Source organism: Rhodococcus sp. PD04 (assembly GCF_035918275.1).
In the GTDB taxonomy this organism is placed as follows: Bacteria; Actinomycetota; Actinomycetes; order Mycobacteriales; family Mycobacteriaceae; genus Rhodococcus; species Rhodococcus rhodochrous.
In genome coordinates this window covers 4,689,634-4,708,335 of the sequence record NZ_CP142143.1, presented here as the reverse complement: position 1 = coordinate 4,708,335, position 18,702 = coordinate 4,689,634, and the positions used below count along the sequence as shown (strand labels likewise).

Below are 18,702 nucleotides of genomic sequence, written 5' to 3'. Positions count from 1 at the left end.
ATGAAGGCATGGCAGTTCGAAGGAGCCGGGCGACCGATCTCGTTGAACGAGGTTCCGGAACCGGAACCCGGCCCGGGCGAGGTGGTGATCGACGTCGCGGCGGCCGGACTGTGTCACAGCGACCTGATGTACATGGAGGTCGGAGAGGCGACGATGCCGTTCCTGCCCATGACGCAGGGACACGAGAACGCCGGCGTCATCAGCGCACTGGGCGACGGGGTCGAGGGCCGGAGCATCGGTGACGTCGTCGGCGTCTGCTCGTCGGGCGTGCGTCCGCCGCTCGGCATGTTCTCCCACGGTGGGTTCGCCGACAAGCTGGTCGCCGATGCCCGCGATCTCGCCCGGGTGCCCGAAGGGCTGGATCTGTCGCTGGCCGCCCTCGCGACGGATGCGGGAATGACCTCATACCACGCCATCATCAAGGTCGGTGGTGCGTCGGCGGGGATGAAGGTCGGCGTGATCGGCTACGGCGGTCTGGGGCAGATCGGAACCCGTGCGGCCGTGCTGGCCGGTGCGGAGGTGCACGTGGCCGAGACGAAGGAATCGGCATGGGATCTCGCCCGGCAGGCCGGCGCGACGGACGTCGTGCGGGACGCGGCCGAATGGGCGGGCCGGGGATTCGACCTCGTGGTCGACTACGCCGGCTTCGACACCACACAGAAGGCGATCGACGCCGTCGCCCGGGGCGGCACCGTGGTGCAGGTCGGTCTGGGCCTGCCGACGTTCACGGTGAAGACGCCGACGCTCCTCGGCAGGACGCTCGTGGGTTCCCTCGGTGGGACCGTCGAGGACATCGAGGAGGTGTACGACCTGTTCGTGAAACGGGAGATCGAACCCGCATACACCGAGATCGGCTTCGAGGAGATCGGCGAAGGATTGGAACGCCTCCGTCGCAACGAGGTGACCGGACGGCTCGTCGCGCGCTCGGACCGCTGAACCGTCACCGTCGAAGCGGATTCGCACCCGGAAACACGAAGGGAGGCCCGGTGCCGGGCCTCCCTTCGTGCGGGAACCTCATCTCCTCGCGGACACGAGGCTCTCCGAACGTTGCACGGTGCCGGAGATCCCGGTCGCATCCTGCTGCGCGAGCAGCACCGCGGCGGCCCCCATCGTCTCCGGTGGTTCCACCATCTCGGGCGGGATCTCCCGTCCGCCACCGCCGGCGGTCCATCCCTCGGTGAGGACGACCCGTGACGGCGCGAGGCAGTTGACCGCGATGTTGTCCTGCCTCAGGTCGGCCGCGAGCCCGACGTAGAGGCGTTCCACGGCGGCCTTGGACACCCAGTAGGCGTTCGAGCCGCGGTCGGTCATCGTCACGCCGCTGGTGGTCACCGCGATCATCGATCCACCACCGCGCTCGCGCAGGTGCGGGATCGCCGCCTTGGTCACGGTGAACACGCCGGTGAGGTTGACGTCGAGGCACAACTGCCAGCGTTTCGCCGGTGTCGTCTCGATCGGCCCCATCCACAGCACCCCGGCGTTCGCGACGAGGATGTCGAGCCCGCCGAACTCTGCGACCGTCGCGGCGATCGCGGAGTCGACGGACCGTTCGTCGGTGACGTCGCACGGCGCCGGGAGGGCCCGGCCTCCGGCGTCGGTGATCCGCTCGGCGACCGAGCCGATGGTGCCGGGCAGCTTGCCCTCCTGCTCGGAGCGTGCCGCGACTGCCACAGAGGCTCCCGCCTCGGCGAGAGCGACGGCGATCGCAGCGCCGATGCCACGACTGGCACCGGCGACGAACGCAACCTTCCCTGCGAGCGGGCTCACTTCGGCGGGAACCTCAGTGCACCGTCGAGGCGGATGACCTCGCCGTTGAGGTAGTCGTTCTCGACGATGGACGCGACGAGCGTCGCGTACTCGGCGGGGCGGCCCATGCGCTTCGGGTGCGGGATCTGCGGGCCCCAGTACGCCTCGAGCTGGTCGCCGGACTTGCCGTAGGCGGGGGTGAGGATCGTGCCCGGCGCGATGGTGTTGACGCGGATACCGAGCGGCGACAGGTCGCGTGCGGCGACCAGCGTCATGCCGATGACGCCGCCCTTCGCGGCCGCGTAGGGGAGCTGCCCGATCTGCCCTTCGTAACCGGCGATGGACGCGGTGTTCACGATGACGCCGCGGGAGCCCTCGTCGTCGAAGGGGTCCTGCTTGGCGATGGCGGCGGCGGCCAGGCGCATGACGTTGAACGACGACGTCAGGTACGACTCGATGGTCTTGGTGAAGTTCTCGAGCGGCATGGCGCTGCCGTCCTTGCCGACGAGGCGTCCGCCGCCGGCCGGGCCGCCGTGGCAGTCGACGGAGATGCGCAGCGGCGCGAGCGAGTCCGCTTCCGCGATGGCGGCCGAGACGGATTCCTCGCTGCCGGCGTCGGTGCGCACGTATCGCACACCGAGCTCCTGCTCGAGTTCCTTGCCCTTCTCGTCGTTGACGTCGGCGACGACGACCTTCGCGCCCGCCTCGTGGAGACGCCGGACGGTGGCCTGCCCGAGGCCACCCGTGCCGCCGACGACGATCGCGGAGCTTCCTGCTACCTGCATGCTGCCTCCTTCGAGATCCGAGCTCTTGAAAGTAAAGCTCTCTGTCTGTGAGAATAATGTTCTCATGAACCTAAGCATGATTCTAGAAATGGCCGCAAGCACCGGCGAGCGAGCAGTTGCGACCGTCGGGAACCGGACCCTCACCGCTGCCGGTCTCGACGCCCTCGCACGTCGTGCCGCCGCGCAGTTCCGGAATCATCCGGCGGTGCTCTATCTGGGGTCCAATCACCTCGCGTATCCGGTGGCACTGTTCGGTTCGGCGCTGGCCGGGGTTCCTTTCGTGCCGCTCAACTACCGGCTCGGCGAACAACAGCTCGGTGCGCTGAAGGCCAAACACCCCGGCGCACTCGTGCTCGAGCAGGACGACCTCGACGCCCTCGTCGACGACTCCTACGCCACAAGCGATCCCGAGCCGCCGCTCGAACCGCAGTGGGAGGGTGACACGGTCGCCGCGATCATCTACACCAGCGGCACCACCTCGGATCCGAAGCCCGCGATCCTGCGGCACCGGCACCTGCTCGCCTACGTGCTCAACACGATGGAGTTCGGTTCGGCCGCCGAGACCGACGCATCGCTCGTCTCGGTCCCGCCGTACCACATCGCCGGCCTGACCAACCTGCTGTCGAACTTCTACACCGGCCGTCGAGTGGTGTACCTGCCGGCATTCGACCCGCAGGTCTGGCTCGAGACGGTTCGGCGCGAACGCGTCACCCATGCGATGCTCGTCCCCACGATGCTCGCCCGCATCGTGACCGCCCTCGGTGACGACACGGCCGACACCCCGACGCTGGCGAGTCTCGCCTACGGCGGGTCGCGCACGCCGCGCCCGGTCCTCGAACACGCGCTGCGCGCCTTCCCGGACACCGGCTTCGTCAACGCCTACGGTCTCACCGAAACCGCGTCGTCCGTGGCGGTTCTCGGACCCGACGACCACCGCACCGCCTTCGGCTCCACCGATCCGGCCGTCCGCGACCGCCTCGGTTCGGTGGGCCGCCCGCTCCCCGGCATCGAGATCGAGATCCGTTCCGAGGAGGGCGAACCCGTCCCGTCCGGCGAGACCGGCCTGATCTTCGTCCGCGGCGAACAGATCTCGGGTGAATACGGCAACCGCAGCGTCCTCGACGCTGAGGGGTGGTTCTCCACACGCGATCTCGGCCGGCTCGACTCCGACGGATATCTGTACGTCGAGGGCCGCTCCGACGACACCATCATCCGCGGCGGCGAGAACATCGCCCCCGCCGAGATCGAGGACGTCCTGCTCGCCCACCCGGGCATCACCGAGGCCGCCGTCATCGGCGTGTCCGATACCGAATGGGGACAACGCATCGTCGCCGTCCTCGTCGGCGACGGCGATCCGGACGAGATCCGACAGTGGGTGAAGGAACGCCTGCGTTCCTCGAAGACCCCCGACAACATCGTCTTCCGGGACGAACTGCCCAAGACCGAGACCGGAAAGCTCTTGCGTCGCACCCTTCTCGCCGAACTGGAGGCCACCCATGCCTGATGCCGTGATCGTTTCCGCCCTGCGCACCCCGGTCGGCACCGCCGTCAAGGGCACGCTCCGCGACACCGACGCGTTCACCCTCGCGGAGCACATCGTCACCGCGACCACCGAGGACCTCGACAAGAGCCTGATCGACGACGTGATCCTCGGCGAGGGCCTGTACGGCGGCGGTGTGATCGCCCGCCACGCCGCCCTCACCGCCGGCCTGACCCACGTGCCCGGTCTCGCACAGAACCGGCACTGCGCGGCGAGCCTGTCGACCGTGCAGTCCGCCGCGGCGAGCATCCGCTCCGGCATGGACCGCATCGTGATCGCCGGTGGCGTCAACTCCGCGTCGACCTCGCCGCGATCGCTCATCCGGAAAGGCGAGGAGTGGGTGCCGTGGATGTCGCCCAGCCACCCCGACAGCCCCGAGGCCCCGAACCGCGACATGTCCATCACCGTCGGCTGGAACGCCGCGGTGAAGGCCGGCATCGGCCGTGAGGAGATGGACGCCTGGGCGCTGCGCTCGCACCAGGTCGCGATCCGCGCCATCGACGAGGGCCGCTTCAAGGAGGAGATCGTCCCGATCGACACCCCACACGGCCTGTTCGACACCGACGAACACCCGCGGCGGGAGACGAGCCTCGAAAAGCTCGCGTCGCTCAAGGTGCTGCACCCGGAGATCGAGGGCTTCAGCATCACCGCCGGCAACGCCTGCGGCGGCAACGATGCGGCCGCCGCGCTGGCCATCGCCAGCAGCGATCTCGGTCTGCCCGCGCTCGGCACGGTGCTGTCGTGGGCGTCGGTGGGTGTCGACCCTGCGATCACCGGACTCGCTCCCGTCGAAGCGATCCCGAAGGCACTCCAGCGCGCCGGTCTGTCCATCGGCGACGTCGACCTGTTCGAGATCAACGAGGCGTTCGCCGCGCAGTGCGTCGCGTGCATCAAGCTGCTCGAGATCGACCCCGAGAAGGTCAACGTCAACGGCAGCGGCTGCTCCCTCGGCCATCCGGTCGCCGCGACCGGCGCCCGCATGCTCGTCACCCTCACCCACGAACTGCGTCGCCGCGGCGGTGGCATCGGTGTCGCGTCGATGTGCGCGGGTGGTGGCATGGGCTCGGCCGTCGTGATCGAGGTGCCGGCACCGTGAACCGGGATACGCCGTGAACATCGGTGAACTGATCGACGCGGCACGCGGGGGCTCCCCGCGTGCCGCGGGTCGATTGCTGACCCTCGTCGAAGGACCGCGCCGGGACGAGGTGCTCGCGCTGCTCGAACCCGCCCGCGCGCGGGTCGTCGGATTCACGGGCCCGCCCGGGGCCGGCAAGTCCACGACAGTCGGGGCGCTCACCACCGCCTACCGCGAACGGGGACTGCGGGTCGCGGTGCTGGCCGTCGACCCGTCGTCCCCCTACAGCGGCGGTGCGCTGCTCGGCGACCGCATCCGCATGGCCGCGCACGTCGGCGATTCGGGTGTGTTCGTCCGGTCGGTGGCCTCCCGCGGACATCTCGGCGGACTCGCAGCCGCCGTCCCTGCGTCGATCCGATTGCTGGCAGCTTTGGGTTACGACGTGATCCTGCTCGAATCCGTGGGCGTGGGTCAGTCGGAGATCGAGATCGCCTCGGTCGCCGAACCCACCGTCGTCATCCTCAATCCGGGTGGGGGAGACGCCGTCCAGGCCGCCAAGGCCGGATTGCTCGAGGTCGCCGATCTCGTCGTCGTCAACAAGGCCGACCGCGACGGTGCCGATCAGACGGTGCGCGACCTCCGCGGCGACGTGAAGGTCCCGATCCTCGAGCTCGTCGCCGCGACCGGCCAGGGTGTCGACGACCTCGTCGACGCGATCGAGGCGCACCAGCGGGCCGACACCGCAGAACGCCGCACGGCGCGGGCCCGCAGTCAGATCCTGTCGCTGGCACACACCCTCCTGCGCAACCACGCGGAGTTGGAGGCGCTGGCGGAGGCCGTCGCCGAGGGTCGCGACGATCCGTACTCGGCGGCCGCACGACTCGTCGACGGAGCGGCCGTATCCGCACAGTCGTGAGGTTCGCGCGGTGAAACGGGGTTTGCTACCGCTGTAACCGGTGCCTACCCCGTTTCACCGCGTCAACGTTCGTCGACTCAGGCCAGAACCGGGACGACGAGCGGAAGTTCGACCGTCGTCCGGATACCCGGCCGCGCCGCGCACACCGCCGCGATCGAGTTCACCGCGCGGTTGGCGGTGTAGGACGGGGAGATCTCGCTCATCCGCTCGAGGGGGATAGGGAAACGCATGTCGATGTCGAGGGGCGCGTCGCCGTCGACGGTGATGTGCCAGCCGGTCGCGTGCAGGTCCCAATCGGCATCGAGCTGATCGGTGCAGTACCAGGTGGGGCGGAACCGCATCAGCTCGCGGCCGTCGCGGATGCCCGACACCGTGATGCGTTGCGCGGCCACCGTTCCCGCTTCGATAGTGCCGGCGGCGATGGTGACCGTGGAACGTGCCGTGGCGAGTTCGCCCGTGGTCCGGATGGTGTCGAGGGTCAGGCCGAGCGCGTCGGCCAGGGCGGCCAGCGACGGTCCGAAATTGGACTCCACGTGGGCGAGCCGGACGTCCGCGAACTCTCCTGCATCGCCGCCGAATCCCATGACGTCGAACAGGATTCCGGGGGAGTCCCGTTGAGAGAGGTCGGCGTACTCGTCGATGGCGAGGTGGTCCATCCTCCGCTGGATGGAGGTCAGCACGAGCGGCACGGCCTCCGTGACGAAACCGGGACTGCTGCCGGTGCTGTGGATCGACGTACCGCCGAGTGCACACGCGGCCTCCACGGCTTCACGCGTCACCGGATCCATACCCGCCGGGCGGTGGAACTCTCCCCGGGTGGTAACGATGTTCGTGCCGGAGGCGAGGATTCGGCACACTTCGTCGAGGTCGAACAGCAGCGGCATGTACAGCACGCAGTCGGCCCCGAGATCGACGATCTCGTCGGCATCGTTCGTGGCGCGCACACCGACCGGGTCGCGTCCGCACAACTCGCCCGCGTCGCGACCGGCCTTGTCGTCGCTGTGCACGTACACGCCGACGAGTTCGACGGAGGGATGGTCGATCACCGCGCGCAGCGCGCGGGTGCCGATCGTTCCGGTCGCCCACTGCACCACGCGCAGAGGGCGGGGTGACGGAGTCTCGACGGCGGCATCGTCGGGGGCGGACTGTCGTTGCATGACACCTCGATCTCGATCGGTGTTCGTGGGAGGAACCGTCAGGGCAGGCGCAACAGGGCTTCCTGGGCGAAAGAGGCGACGAGAGAGCCCTTCTCGGTGAGCAGGTCGCCGCGGCCGAAGCACCGTCCGTGGGCGACGAGGGGACTGTGCTGACGCAGCAGCAACCAGTCGTCGCTGCGGAACGGGCGGTGGAACCACAGATTGTGCGAGGTGACCGCGGACGTGAAAGCCGTTCCGTTGCCGGTGTGGTCGAAGCCGTCGACGGCAAGAAGTGCGGTACCGATGAGGTTGAGGTCGGTGGCGTAGGCGGCGAGTGCCGGCGCGTACGCCTCGTCGACCTCGGGAGTGCGCATCCACATCTCGAACTCGGGCGCCGAGACTCCGCGATCCTCGAGGTCGGTCGTCGCGCGGGTCTCCCACGGGATCAACGAGAACGGGGCGCGCGTGCTCTCGTCGAACACCTGGGGTACGGACGGCACGGTCTGCACCTCGGGGCCGTCCTCGCCGACGTGCATGGACACCGATGCCGTGGCAAGGACGCCCTTCGACTGGCGCGCGACCGCCGTCAACGTGGCGAATGTCCGGCCCTCGTGCAGGCGGGTGATCTCGTAGCGGACGGGCTCGTCGGCGCGTCCTTCACGGGCGAAGACGGTGTGCAGGGATTTGATGCTCTTCTCGGGGCAGGTCAGCTCGGCGGCACGCACGAACTGACCGAGCAGCTGGCCCCCGAAGAGCCGGTGGTATTCGAGGTGCTGATTGCTGCCCTCGAACACCACCGACTCGGGGCGCTCCTCGTCCACGGGGGACGAGCGCAGATCGAGACAGGCGAGGAGGTCGTTCCACAACTCGGTCACGAGCCGAGTGTAAGTGAACTACTCCGATTTGAGAATGGTGTTCTCGTCAGCGGGCGGCGAATCCCTGCGAGCAGAAGTTCCAGACCTCGTCGGCCGTGATGGGACGGGTCGTGCTGTCGTCGCCTCCGCTCGACTGAGCGATGAACATCACGGTCTGCATCGTCATGGCGGCCATCCGCTTCGGGTTCAGCCCCTCGCGGAGGCTGCCCTCGGCGTCGACCTTCTCCATCAGCTCCGTGAACAGCGCGAGCATCGGTGCATGCGCGACCTTCACCTCGGCAGGATGGGTGAGCAGCAGCTGCGGCGCGAAGTCGGTGAACAGCGGTCGCTGGGCCGTCGGGTCGGGCCGGGACGACTCGAACAGCAGTTCCACCGCGACGCGCAATTGGTCGAGAGGGGCCTTCTCGCCGGCGGCAGCGGCACGGATCTGATCGGCAGAGCGGCTCAGGGCATCTTCGAAGAGCGCGAGCAGCAGCTCGTGCTTACCGTCGAACTGCAGGTAGAAGCTGCGAAGCGACTGCTTCGAACGGTCGACGACCTCCTGGACCGTGAAGTCGGTGCTGCCCTTTTCCGTGATGATCGCCTGCGCTGCGTCGAGGAAGCGCTGTACGCGCTGCTCGGCGCGCAGTTTGGCGGTCCGGATGGAGCGCTCGACTGCGCGTTGCTTCCAGGCCGGTTCTTCGCTGGCGCCCGTCACTGCCCGGATCGCCCTGTGTCGCGTGGAGTGGACATAGGAGCACTGTACCGGAGAGTAGGGACGCATTGCGGGACTGTCCTTCCGTTTCCCGCACTGATTCGAGACTATTACTATCTCGAAAAGAGAATGTTATTCTCATCGCGATACCAGGCTCAGCGCCAGGAAGGAGGCAAGTCGGAATGCTTTTCGAGTTCGACTCCGATCAGCAGTTGTGGCAGAAGACCGTCCGGGAAGTGACGGCGAAGGAATGCCCGTCGACACTCGTCCGCACCGTCGTCGACAACGGCGCCGATCCGGCCCCGTTGTGGAAGACCTATGTGGGCCTGGGATGGACGGAACTGGTCGAGTCCGAGGCCGCAGTGGAGCTCGCGATCGTCCTGGAGGAACTCGGCCGGGCAACCGACCCCACCCCCTTCCTGGCCACCACCACCCAGTTCGCCCCGCTCGTCGCCGGCCGGACGCAGCCGGACCGTGCGGGCGCCGCCGTCTACGAAGGTGTCTCCGCCGTACGCGACGCGGACGGCTGGCTGCTCCGCGGCACCGCGCACCGCGTGCTCGACGGCGACCGTGCCGACGACATCGCCGTCGTCACCGAGGCAGGTGTGTTCACCGTTCGGGCCGATCAGGTGTCGGCCCGCCGTACCTCCGCCTTCGATCCGGTCCTGCACCTGGCCGACATCGTCTTCGACGACGTGCGGGTCGAGGCGGACCCGGACACCGACGTCGACGTGGAGAAGGCACGGCACGTCGCCCTCGCGGGACTCGCCGTCACCATGGTCGGTGCCTGTCGCCGCATCCTGGATCTCGCGCTCGACCACGTGCGCAACCGCCAGCAGTTCGGTGTGCCGATCGGGTCGTTCCAGGCCGTCAAGCATCGCGCCGCCGACATGCACGTCGCCGTCGAACGTGCCCGCGCCCTCGCGTATTTCGCGGCACTGACGATCGCGGAGGACGACCCGCGTCGTCGTCTCGCCGCCTCCATGGCCAAAGCTGCTGCGGGAGAATGCCAGTCGACGGTCTTCCGCAGCGGTCTGCAGTTGTTCGGTGCCATGGGCTTCACCTGGGAGAACGACCTGCAGTTCGCGCTCAAGCGTGCCCGGGCGGGGGAGCACATGCTCGGATCCGCCGCGGAGCACCGCGCACTGATCGCCGAGGAGTACCGTGCAACTCTCGTTTGATTCCGACGTCGAGGAGTTCCGCACCGAGTTCGTGGCCTTCCTCGACGAGCACCTGCCCGATCCGTCCGAGGCCACAGTCCGCGCCCGGTCGAGCGCCGACGTCCCCGAATGGGCACGCCGCTGGCAGCGGGTCCAGTTCGACCACGGTTGGCTACTGCCCGGCAACCCACCCGAGTTCGGCGGCCGCAACGCGACGATCCTGCAGCAGTACGTCCACCTCGAGGAACTGTCGAAGCGGCGGATCTACCACAGCTTCAACCCGCAGGGGCTCGGCATCATCGCGGCCTCGCTGCTGTCGTTCGGCACGGACGAACAGAAGCAACGCTGGGCGGTGCCCATCCTCCGAGCGGAGATCACCGCGGCCCTCGGAATGAGCGAGCCCGGCGCGGGTTCCGACCTCGCTTCCCTGCGCACCCGGGCGGTGCGCGACGGCGACCACTTCGTCGTCAACGGCCAGAAGGTGTGGACCTCCGGTGCCCACGACGCCGACGTGCTGCTGACCTTCGTCCGTACCGACCCGGATGCTCCGAAGCACAAGGGGATCAGCGTCCTGCTCATCCCCACCGATCTGCCCGGCGTCGTCCGCAGGCCGTTCCCGTCGGTCGCCGACGGCGACGACCGCGACTTCAACGAGGTGTTCTTCACCGACGTGCACGTGCCCACCGAGAACCTCATCGGTGAGTTGAACGGCGGCTGGTCGGTCGCGAACGGATCGCTCGGGCACGAACGCACCCTGCTGTGGCTCAGTTTCGCCGACCGGCTGCAGGACCTCGTCGAGGACTTCCACCCCCGCACGGTGCTCGACCGCGACCGCTACGCCACACTCGTGATGGACCACCAGGCACTGAAGCTGCTCGGCTCGGCTGCCCTCGTCCGCGAATCCCGCGGAGCGCAGGACGTTCCTGCCCTGTCGGTGCTCAAGCTCCTCGGCTCCGAGGCAGTCCAGACCGCCGCCGAACACGCCCTCGACGCGGCGGGCCCGGACGGTCTCGTCCATCCGGCGACGACGTCGGCATACGTGCCGTGGAATCTCGACAACTTCTCGTCGAGCTGGTTCGAGAGGTTCGTGCGGAGCTTCGCCGGCACCATCGCGGGTGGCACGTCGGAGATCCAGCGCAACATCATCGCCGAACGCGTCCTTGGCCTGCCCCGTGGCTGACAAGTACATCGGGTACGAGACCTCCGACCGGATCGCGACCATCACGCTGAACCGGCCGGAGGTCGCCAACGCGCAGAACGGCGCCCTCCTGGACGAACTGGACTCCGCCTGGACCCGCGCCGGCGACGATCCCGAGGTCTCCGTGATCGTGCTCCGCGCCGAGGGTAAGCACTTCTCGGCCGGGCACGATCTCCGCAGCGGGGAACCGGTCCCCGACAAGATCACCCTCGAGATGATCTATCGCAACGAGTCCCGGCGTTATCTCGAGTACTCGCTGAGGTGGCGCAACATCCCGAAGCCGTCCATCGCCGCAGTGCAGGGTCGGTGCATCTCCGGTGGCCTCCTGTTGTGCTGGCCGTGCGATCTCATCGTCGCGGCCGACGACGCGTCGTTCTCCGATCCCGTGGTCCTCATGGGTATCGGCGGCGTCGAATATCACGGCCACACATGGGAGCTCGGCCCGCGCAAGGCCAAGGAGATCCTCTTCACCGGCCGACCGGTCACCGCGGAGGAGGCGGAGCAGACGGGCATGGTGAACCGCGTCGTGCCCCGCGCCGATCTCGACACCGAAGTACGCACGCTCGCAGAGCAGATCGCGAAGATGCATCCCTTCGGCCTGCGGCAGGCCAAGCGGGCCGTCAACCAGACCCTCGACGTGCAGGGTTTCTACGCCGCGATCCAGTCGGTCTTCGACATCCACCAGACGGGCCACGGCAACGCCCTCAGCGACAGCGGATGGCCGGTCCTGATGAATCTCGACGAGATGAAGGACAACATCCGCTAGCCTCGCGGTTTCGTTTTCCGCGGGGTGAGTACGGCGTGTAAAGCGCGGAAGTGCCTGTCCGGTGGTGGATTCTTGGCTTGTCGAAGGTCAAGATCCGTCATCGAGAGAGGCACTCCGCAGGTGAAGCCTAACCTCTACCCACCGCTGGTTCTCGATCGCGGCCGCGAGTCGCTGATCTCGTCGTCCGGGGCACTGCTGCTTCGCGAGACAATCCGGGTCTCGACCCTGGGGCGGGCCCTATCGCAGGTGTTGACGCCGTGGCGGTCGCCGCGATCGATCCACGATCCCGGCAAAGTACTCATCGACCTGGCCACAGCGGTCGCGCTCGGCGGTGACTGCGCCGCGGACTTGGCCGTGGTGCGGGCCCAACCGGCCCTGTTCGGACCGGTCGCCTCGGATCCGACGGTGTCCCGATTGGTCACCACACTCGCCGGTGATGTCGAGAACGTGCTGCCCGCGATCCGGCAGGCCCGTGCCCAGGCGCGAGCTGCGGTGTGGACGCGCCGACGACCGTTGGCCGGCAGATCGGGCAGTCGTGACGGTGGCCAGGTGATCGTCGACCTGGACTCGACATTGGTGACCGCGCACTCGGACAAGGAACTCGCGGAGCCAACCTACAAGCGGACCTTCGGGTTCGCACCGATGTGTGTGTTCGTCGACCACGGTGAGGACGGAACCGGGGAACCGCTGGTCCTGGAACTACGTTCGGGCAAGGCGTCCCCGTTCGACAAGCAGGATCACATCACCGCGCTCGATCACGCGCTCGCTCAGCTCCCGGCAGCGGAGCGGGGCCAGGTGCTGGTCCGCACGGACTCCGGTGGGTGCTCGAAGGCGTTCCTGCATCACATCACCGACGCGGGCCTGGAGTATTCGATCGGGTTCCCCGCCCACGACACCGTCAAAGCTGCGATCGAGGCAATTCCTGTTCGGGCGTGGCGGGCCGCGATCGACAGCGACGGTGAATCCCGCGACGGTGCCCAGGTCGCCGAGTTGACCGCGTGGATGCCGGAACCGACCCGAGCCACCCGACCCGGACCGCAGGACTGGCCCGACGGGATGCGGGTCATCGTCCGCCGCGAACGCCCCCATCCCGGCGCCCAACTGCGGTTGACCGACGCGGACGGATGGCGGATCACCTGCTTCGCGACCAACACCCGCGGCCCCGGATGGACCCTGCCGGTCCTCGAGGTCCGGCACCGGCAACGCGCCCGCGCCGAAGACCGCATCCGCGCACTCAAGGACACCGGGATGCGGAACTTGCCGTTCCACGGCTTCGCCCAGAACCAGATCTGGCTCGAAATCGTCTCCCTCGCAGCCGAACTACTCGCCTGGACCCAAACCCTCGCCTGGGACGAGCGTGCGCAGGTTCGCAGGTGGGAACCCAAACGGCTACGCCTACGGATCCTTGCCGTCGCCGGACGCATCGTCCACACCGGTCGAAGGTGGTTGCTGCGGCTCCCGAGAGGATGGCCCCACAACCAGCTCATCGACACCGCCTGGACCGCCCTGCGCGCCGCCTAACCAGACACATCAGACCCGACGACCAGCCACGGAGGACCGGCGATCACAGCGCCGGCGATCCCGCACGCCTGCCCCACGAACGCGGAAACCACCTGATCAATCCGAAGTGATTCCGACGAGACGAAATCTTGAGGCTAGCGCACGGGGCATTCGCTACCGTTCTCGTTATCCGCCGCGACAATTGTTGTAGCGCATGGTGATTCCGGTAGCCGATGGACAACGCGGAAACGTGTGGGGCCGCCTCCGAATCCCGGAGCCGGCCCCACACGTATGTCTCAGACCTTACGGGTGACACCACCGTCGACGCGGATGATCGCACCGGTGGTGAAACTCGACGCGTCGCTGGCCAGATGGAGTGCGAGCGGCGCGACCTCCTCCGGCCGGCCCATGCGACGCAACGGCACGAAGGATGCCTCCTCGCCTTCCGGCGGAGCCCAGGCCTTCGAGAGGTCGGTGCGGAAAGGACCCGGAAGAATCGAATTGACACGCACTTTCGGTGCGTAGGCCTCCGCCAGGCCCACCGTGAGGGCGTTCAGGCCGGCCTTCGCGCACGCGTAGGGGAGTTCGCGCACACTCGCCGTGAGCGACCCGGCGGTGCCGATGTTGACGATCGACCCGCCGTCGTGCTCCGCCATGTACGTACCGGCGCGGACCGCGAGCCGGAACGGTCCCTTGAGGTTCACGCCGAAGGTCTTGTCGTACAGCTCTTCGGTGATGGATTCGAGATCCTGGTAGAGCGGCGACATTCCGGCGTTGTTGACGAGGATGTCGAGGCGCCCGAAATGGTCGAGGGTCGTGTCGACGAGCGCATTGCAGTCGTCCCACTGTCCGACATGGCAAGCGACGGGCAGCACCTTGCTGCCGGTCGATGCCTCGATCTCCTTCGCGGCGAGTTCGCACGCGTCGAGTTTGCGGGAGGCGACGACGACGTCGGCGCCGTGTTCGGCGAGGATCTGGGCGATGGCGCGGCCGATGCCGCGTGAACCACCTGTGACGACAGCGGTTTTCCCGCTCAGATCGTGAAGAGAGTCAAGTTGTCCCATATACGGATCATGCCTCAGAACAAGGGTCTTGGAAAGAGGGTTCTCTTCTGAAAGAATGAAATTCCGGACGAAGTCGAAGGAGCCTCATGACGCCCGACGAGCTGTGCGACAAGTACGCCATCACCGAACTCGTCTACCGCTATGCGACGGCGGTGGACACCAAGGACTGGAAGAAGATGGAATCGGTCTTCACCGAGGATGCCCATCTCGACTACAGCTCCGTGGGATACCGGCCCGGACCGAGGGACGAAGTGCTCGCGCAGCTGCAGAAGGCGTTGTCGTACCTGCCGATGTCGCAGCACTTCGTCACCAACGTCGAGGTCGACCTCGACGGCGACCGGGCGACGGTGCGGGCGATGTTCTACAACCCCATGCAACTCCCCGGCGTCGACGGCCTGACCTATTGCGGGGGCAACTACCACCATGAGGTCGTGCGCACGGAAGACGGATGGAAGAGTTGCCGGCTCACCGAGGAGAGCCTGTGGTTCTCGAACCATCCCGATCCGTCGAAGAACATGTAGCGACGCGTCCGTAGACGAAAGGCGTGGACATCCCGTACTCCAGGGTGTCCACGCCTTTCGTCGCATGCGGACGGTCAGAGGTGCACCAGGCGCGGCGCCGAACCCTCCGCGCGGATGAGGGCACCGGCCTCGCGGGTCAGCTCGCGTGAGCTGCCGAGCAGGCCGTCGAGCACCAGTGCCCGCTTGATGTGCCGGTGCAGATCGTGCTCGGCGGTGAAGCCGATGCCGCCGAGGACCTGCTGGCAGTGCCGTGCCGCGATGATCGCCGCACGACCGGCGGCAGCCTTCGCCAGCAGGGAACCGAGTTCGTCGGTGGCGGCACGCAGGGTGGCCTCCGCGCCCTCGACGGCCACGTACGTCTCCGCGAGCCGGTGCCGCACCGCCTGGAAGCCGGCGATCGGTTTGCCGAACTGGGTGCGGTCGAGAGCGTGGGTGCGGGCCAGGGCGAGCATCGCCCGGCTCGTTCCGACCAGCCACCAGCCGAGCGCACGACGTGCCGCTGCGACCGGCACCGGATCACCGGATCCGACCGTCGCGATCGGCAGTTCCGCGTCGAGTGCGGTGGTGTCCCGGTCCTCGCGTGCCCACTCGATCCACTGTCCGCCGGTGTAGGGGAGGGGTACGACCCCACCGGCCTCACGACCCGCGTCGACGAGCACAACGTCGTTGATCACCGGGGCGTGCGCGCCGGTCTCGCCGAGCAGGCGGAACACCATGGGGATCGTGGCGCCGGGCATCTCGGTGAGCATGTCGTGCCAGCCCAGTTCGACCAGGGCCGCGTCGAGTGCGGCACCGGTCGTGCTCTCCATGGTCTTGCGCAGTGCGTCCTCGAGCAGGCCGAGGCCCGAATCCGGCGCCGGTGCAGTGCTGTAGGTCGTCACTCGGCCCCCAGATCGAGAAGTCGACGCGCGACGATGTTGCGTTGGATCTCGGCGGTGCCGCCGTAGATCGTCGCCGCACGGGAATACAGGAATTCGGTCCGCCATTCGGTGTCGGACAGTTCGAGCACGCCGGGAAGCAGATCCCGTGCGGTGTCGAACAACTGTTGTTCGGCGGTCGCGAGGAGGATCTTGTCGACGGAGGTCTCGGGGCCGAGCGAGGCGCCCGACGCGAGTCGCTGCTGGGTGGCGAGCGACCGGCACCGCACGGTGTGCAGCGCGAGGTAGGCCGCGCCGAGTTCGTCGTCCGCCGTCGAATCGGTTTCGTCCACAAGGCGATCCAACCGGGTGAACAGGTAGGCGATGCGGTGCCAGAAGCATGTCGACCGTTCGTGCGGCAGCAGATCCATCGCGAGCTTCCAGCCGTCGCCGGGATTGCCCAGCATGCGGTCGGCCGGCACGACGACGTCGTCGAAGTACACCTCGGCGAACTCGTCGACGCCGTGCATCGTGCGCAGCGGCCGGACGGTGATGCCCGGGGTGTCCATGTCGACGAAGAAGGCGGTGATGCCCTTGTGCCCCGGCGCGGTACGGGTGAGCAGCACGCAGCGGGAGGCGAACTGGGCGAGCGACGTCCAGACCTTCTGCCCGTTGATCACCCACTCGTCGCCGCGTTGCTCGGCCCGGGTGGACAGCGACGCGAGGTCGCTGCCCGAGCCGGGTTCCGAGAAGCCCTGGCACCACTGTTCCTCGCCGCGGAGCAGTTTCGGCACCATCTCCGCGGCGAGTTCGGGTCGCGCGTAGGAGATCATGGTGGGCGCGAGCACCTCGATCATCGAGTAGATGCCCGGCTCGGCGAGGTCGCGGGTCGCGACCTCCTCGCCGAGCACGGCACGCAGGACGGCCTCGCCGCCGAGTCCGCCGACCTCCTCGGGCCAGCCGTAGCGCATCCAGCCCGCGTCGTAGAGGTCCCGCCGCACGCGGGCGAGTTGTTCGACCTGTGCGTCGAACGAGTGATCCGGTCCGGGGGTCAGATCGTTCTCGTCGAGCCAGGTGCGGACGGCGGTCCTGAACTCGGTGACGTTCATGCCGGTTCGAAGGCGTGGGGGATGCCGGAGTCGTGGGTTCCGCTGCGGCGGATGAAGGTCATCGCGCGGGTGCGCAGACGCCAGCCCTCGGCCGTGCGGACGTAGGTGTCGTTGTAGTAGCCGATGCGCATGTCGTGCGTGGAATGCTCGACGAAGCACAGCGGCTGGGTGCCGGTCGCGGTGTCGCCGTCGATCTCGATGAGGGCCGTGCCCGTCATGAACAGGCCCTTCGGTGCGGCCGCGACGAGCTCGGGGAACCGATCGAGGGGGAATGCGTCGCCGAAGGCGCTGTAGGTGCCGTCGGGGGTGAACACCGCCACGACGCCTTCGACGTCGTTCTTCGTCATGTTCACCGCGTAGCGGGCGAGCAGCTGGTTGATCTCGACGAGGTCGTCGGTGAGTGAACGGTCAGTTGTGGACATAGACCTTTCCGCCTTTCATCACGAACCGCACGTTCTGGGTGACGGTGATGTCTTCGGTGGGATCGCCGGGGACGGCGATGATGTCGGCGAGCAGACCTTCGGCGAGGCGACCGCGGTCGTCGACGCCGATGAGCTCTGCCGCATTGATCGTGGCGGCCTGGATCACCGCGAGGGGAGGGATCCCGCGATCGACGAGGGCGACGATCTCGTCGGCGTTCTTGCCGTGGGGGATGGCCGGCGCGTCGGTGCCGACGGCGATCTTCACGCCGGCCTTGTATGCGGCGAGCACCGAGGTGCGTGCCTTGGGGAACATCTCGGCGGCCTTGGCCTGCAGCTCCGGCGGCGCGTGGGAGGTGTCCATCGCATCGGCGAGGCGGGTGGTGGGCACGAGCCATGTTCCGCGCTCGACCATGAGGTCGATGGTGTCGTCGTCGATGAGGAATCCGTGCTCGATGCAGTCGATTCCGGCTTCGATCGCGTGTCGCACTGCTTCGGCGCCGTGCGTGTGCGAGGCGACCTTCATGCCGCGGCGGTGGGCCTCGTCGACGATCGCCCGCAGCTCTTCATCCGAATAGTGCTGGGCACCTGCGGATCCGGTCATCGACATGACACCGCCCGAGACGCACACCTTGATGAGCTGGGCGCCGTGCTTGATCTGGTAGCGCACCGCCTTGCGGACCTCGTCGACGCCGTTGGCGATGCCCTCCTCGATCGTCAGGTCGAGGACGCCGGGTGCGAACGCCGCGAACATCGTGGGGTCGAGGTGGCCGCCGGTGGGGGTGATGGCGTGGCCGGCGGGGACGACGCGCGGGCCGTCCACCCAACCCTTGTCGATGGCCGTCCCGAGGGCCACGTCGAGCAGGTATCCGCCGGTCTTGACGAACAGTCCGAGATTGCGGACGGTGGTGAATCCGGCGCGCAGGGTGCGGCGGGCGTTGCCGACGGCACGCAGCATGCGCAGGGGCGGGTCGTCCTGGACCGTCGAGTAGACGGGCTTCTCGCCGCGTCCGCCCATGAGGAGGTTGACCTCCATGTCCATCAGGCCGGGCATGAGGATCAGGTCGCCGAGGTCGATGACGTCACCCTCGGGCGTGTCGCCCGAATTATCACTGTAGGTTTCACCGACTCCGACGATGCGGTCGCCGTCGACGTGGATGATTCCCGGACGGACGATCTCGCCCGTGTCGACGTCGAGCAGTCCGGCTGCCTTCAGGGTCAGCATCGCTCGTCCTTTCATCGGAGAGCGACACATCATGAGAATGTCACTCTCTATCTTGATTACGAGGTTTTCACACAACCCCGGACGGCGTCAATCGACCCTCGGTGAGTGAAACGAAA

Annotated in this window: 19 protein-coding genes; 9 read left to right on the top strand and 10 right to left on the bottom strand. The window is 67.8% G+C overall.

Annotation, left to right across the window (positions count from 1 at the left end):
• Nucleotides 1-936, top strand: coding sequence for a zinc-binding dehydrogenase (locus U9J23_RS21405; protein WP_272268997.1), 936 nt, complete (start codon nucleotides 1-3; stop codon nucleotides 934-936).
• 78 nt (nucleotides 937-1,014) lie between these two features.
• On the opposite strand, the gene U9J23_RS21400 is transcribed toward U9J23_RS21405, so the two are convergent.
• On the bottom strand, nucleotides 1,015-1,767 hold the full coding sequence (locus U9J23_RS21400) for an SDR family NAD(P)-dependent oxidoreductase (protein ID WP_326600304.1): 753 nt from the start codon (nucleotides 1,765-1,767) through the stop codon (nucleotides 1,015-1,017).
• Nucleotides 1,764-2,531 carry an SDR family oxidoreductase gene (locus U9J23_RS21395; RefSeq protein WP_145690823.1) on the bottom strand — a complete coding sequence of 256 codons (768 nt, stop codon included), beginning with the start codon at nucleotides 2,529-2,531 and terminating at the stop codon, nucleotides 1,764-1,766. Before U9J23_RS21395 ends, U9J23_RS21400 begins: the two co-directional genes overlap by 4 nt.
• A 64-nt stretch (nucleotides 2,532-2,595) precedes the next feature.
• Between U9J23_RS21395 and U9J23_RS21390 the strand changes: the two genes are divergently transcribed.
• From U9J23_RS21390 to meaB, 3 genes are read left to right on the top strand one after another with little or no spacing between them, the layout of a single operon-like run.
• Nucleotides 2,596-4,035 (top strand): class I adenylate-forming enzyme family protein, encoded by a 1,440-nt coding sequence (locus U9J23_RS21390; RefSeq protein WP_272268999.1) that lies wholly within the window; start codon nucleotides 2,596-2,598, stop codon nucleotides 4,033-4,035.
• Nucleotides 4,028-5,167 carry a thiolase family protein gene (locus U9J23_RS21385; protein ID WP_026061766.1) on the top strand — a complete coding sequence of 380 codons (1,140 nt, stop codon included), beginning with the start codon at nucleotides 4,028-4,030 and terminating at the stop codon, nucleotides 5,165-5,167. Before U9J23_RS21390 ends, U9J23_RS21385 begins: the two co-directional genes overlap by 8 nt.
• Before the next feature lie 13 nt (nucleotides 5,168-5,180).
• The gene (meaB, locus tag U9J23_RS21380; protein WP_059384024.1) at nucleotides 5,181-6,062 is read left to right on the top strand and encodes a methylmalonyl Co-A mutase-associated GTPase MeaB; all 882 of its coding nucleotides are present in this window, start codon (nucleotides 5,181-5,183) and stop codon (nucleotides 6,060-6,062) included.
• 77 nt (nucleotides 6,063-6,139) lie between these two features.
• Here the strand turns inward: meaB and U9J23_RS21375 are convergent, their stop codons facing one another.
• From U9J23_RS21375 to U9J23_RS21365, 3 genes are read right to left on the bottom strand one after another with little or no spacing between them, the layout of a single operon-like run.
• A complete protein-coding gene (locus U9J23_RS21375) occupies nucleotides 6,140-7,219 on the bottom strand; it encodes an NAD(P)H-dependent amine dehydrogenase family protein (protein ID WP_326600299.1) in 1,080 nt (359 codons plus the stop codon).
• Between the two features lie 38 nt (nucleotides 7,220-7,257).
• Nucleotides 7,258-8,073: an acyl-CoA thioesterase gene (locus U9J23_RS21370; protein ID WP_059384026.1), complete on the bottom strand. Its 816-nt coding sequence runs from the start codon at nucleotides 8,071-8,073 to the stop codon at nucleotides 7,258-7,260.
• Between the two features lie 46 nt (nucleotides 8,074-8,119).
• Nucleotides 8,120-8,770: a TetR/AcrR family transcriptional regulator gene (locus U9J23_RS21365; RefSeq protein WP_059384027.1), complete on the bottom strand. Its 651-nt coding sequence runs from the start codon at nucleotides 8,768-8,770 to the stop codon at nucleotides 8,120-8,122.
• A 179-nt stretch (nucleotides 8,771-8,949) separates the two neighbouring features.
• On the opposite strand from U9J23_RS21365, the gene U9J23_RS21360 reads away from it, so the two are divergent.
• From U9J23_RS21360 to U9J23_RS21345, 4 genes are all read left to right on the top strand, one after another.
• Nucleotides 8,950-9,948, top strand: a complete 999-nt coding sequence (locus tag U9J23_RS21360) for an acyl-CoA dehydrogenase family protein (RefSeq protein WP_145707384.1) — start codon at nucleotides 8,950-8,952, stop codon at nucleotides 9,946-9,948.
• On the top strand, nucleotides 9,932-11,107 hold the full coding sequence (locus U9J23_RS21355; protein WP_326600294.1) for an acyl-CoA dehydrogenase family protein: 1,176 nt from the start codon (nucleotides 9,932-9,934) through the stop codon (nucleotides 11,105-11,107). The genes U9J23_RS21360 and U9J23_RS21355 overlap by 17 nt, the downstream gene beginning before the upstream one ends.
• Nucleotides 11,100-11,891, top strand: coding sequence for an enoyl-CoA hydratase (locus tag U9J23_RS21350; protein ID WP_326600292.1), 792 nt, complete (start codon nucleotides 11,100-11,102; stop codon nucleotides 11,889-11,891). Before U9J23_RS21355 ends, U9J23_RS21350 begins: the two co-directional genes overlap by 8 nt.
• A gap of 120 nt (nucleotides 11,892-12,011) precedes the next feature.
• Nucleotides 12,012-13,412, top strand: coding sequence for an IS1380 family transposase (locus U9J23_RS21345; RefSeq protein ID WP_326600290.1), 1,401 nt, complete (start codon nucleotides 12,012-12,014; stop codon nucleotides 13,410-13,412).
• Between the two features lie 275 nt (nucleotides 13,413-13,687).
• Here the strand turns inward: U9J23_RS21345 and U9J23_RS21340 are convergent, their stop codons facing one another.
• Nucleotides 13,688-14,455, bottom strand: a complete 768-nt coding sequence (locus U9J23_RS21340; RefSeq protein ID WP_145690831.1) for an SDR family NAD(P)-dependent oxidoreductase — start codon at nucleotides 14,453-14,455, stop codon at nucleotides 13,688-13,690.
• A gap of 86 nt (nucleotides 14,456-14,541) precedes the next feature.
• Between U9J23_RS21340 and U9J23_RS21335 the strand changes: the two genes are divergently transcribed.
• Nucleotides 14,542-14,976, top strand: coding sequence for a nuclear transport factor 2 family protein (locus U9J23_RS21335; RefSeq protein WP_145707386.1), 435 nt, complete (start codon nucleotides 14,542-14,544; stop codon nucleotides 14,974-14,976).
• 74 nt (nucleotides 14,977-15,050) lie between these two features.
• Here U9J23_RS21335 and U9J23_RS21330 read toward each other — a convergent pair whose 3' ends face one another.
• From U9J23_RS21330 to U9J23_RS21315, 4 genes are read right to left on the bottom strand one after another with little or no spacing between them, the layout of a single operon-like run.
• The gene (locus tag U9J23_RS21330; RefSeq protein WP_442802259.1) at nucleotides 15,051-15,857 is read right to left on the bottom strand and encodes an acyl-CoA dehydrogenase family protein; all 807 of its coding nucleotides are present in this window, start codon (nucleotides 15,855-15,857) and stop codon (nucleotides 15,051-15,053) included.
• Complete coding sequence (locus U9J23_RS21325; protein ID WP_059384032.1) at nucleotides 15,854-16,942, bottom strand: acyl-CoA dehydrogenase family protein; 1,089 nt, start codon at nucleotides 16,940-16,942, stop codon at nucleotides 15,854-15,856. Before U9J23_RS21325 ends, U9J23_RS21330 begins: the two co-directional genes overlap by 4 nt.
• A complete protein-coding gene (locus U9J23_RS21320; RefSeq protein WP_272269000.1) occupies nucleotides 16,939-17,364 on the bottom strand; it encodes a nuclear transport factor 2 family protein in 426 nt (141 codons plus the stop codon). Before U9J23_RS21320 ends, U9J23_RS21325 begins: the two co-directional genes overlap by 4 nt.
• A complete protein-coding gene (locus U9J23_RS21315; protein ID WP_229582820.1) occupies nucleotides 17,351-18,586 on the bottom strand; it encodes a metal-dependent hydrolase family protein in 1,236 nt (411 codons plus the stop codon). Before U9J23_RS21315 ends, U9J23_RS21320 begins: the two co-directional genes overlap by 14 nt.
• Nucleotides 18,587-18,702: the final 116 nt, after the last annotated feature.

Excerpts from the sequence above, each read along its gene's own strand:
- U9J23_RS21340 (WP_145690831.1), bottom strand. The coding sequence starts at position 14,455 with ATGGGACAACTTGACTCTCTTCACGATCTGAGCGGGAAAACCGCTGTC.
- U9J23_RS21375 (WP_326600299.1), bottom strand. The coding sequence starts at position 7,219 with ATGCAACGACAGTCCGCCCCCGACGATGCCGCCGTCGAGACTCCGTCA.
- U9J23_RS21395 (WP_145690823.1), bottom strand. The coding sequence starts at position 2,531 with ATGCAGGTAGCAGGAAGCTCCGCGATCGTCGTCGGCGGCACGGGTGGC.
- U9J23_RS21325 (WP_059384032.1), bottom strand. The coding sequence starts at position 16,942 with ATGAACGTCACCGAGTTCAGGACCGCCGTCCGCACCTGGCTCGACGAG.
- U9J23_RS21360 (WP_145707384.1), top strand. The coding sequence starts at position 8,950 with ATGCTTTTCGAGTTCGACTCCGATCAGCAGTTGTGGCAGAAGACCGTC.
- U9J23_RS21390 (WP_272268999.1), top strand. The coding sequence starts at position 2,596 with ATGAACCTAAGCATGATTCTAGAAATGGCCGCAAGCACCGGCGAGCGA.
- U9J23_RS21385 (WP_026061766.1), top strand. The coding sequence starts at position 4,028 with ATGCCTGATGCCGTGATCGTTTCCGCCCTGCGCACCCCGGTCGGCACC.
- U9J23_RS21405 (WP_272268997.1), top strand. The coding sequence starts at position 1 with ATGAAGGCATGGCAGTTCGAAGGAGCCGGGCGACCGATCTCGTTGAAC.
- U9J23_RS21335 (WP_145707386.1), top strand. The coding sequence starts at position 14,542 with ATGACGCCCGACGAGCTGTGCGACAAGTACGCCATCACCGAACTCGTC.
- U9J23_RS21315 (WP_229582820.1), bottom strand. The coding sequence starts at position 18,586 with ATGCTGACCCTGAAGGCAGCCGGACTGCTCGACGTCGACACGGGCGAG.
- U9J23_RS21320 (WP_272269000.1), bottom strand. The coding sequence starts at position 17,364 with ATGTCCACAACTGACCGTTCACTCACCGACGACCTCGTCGAGATCAAC.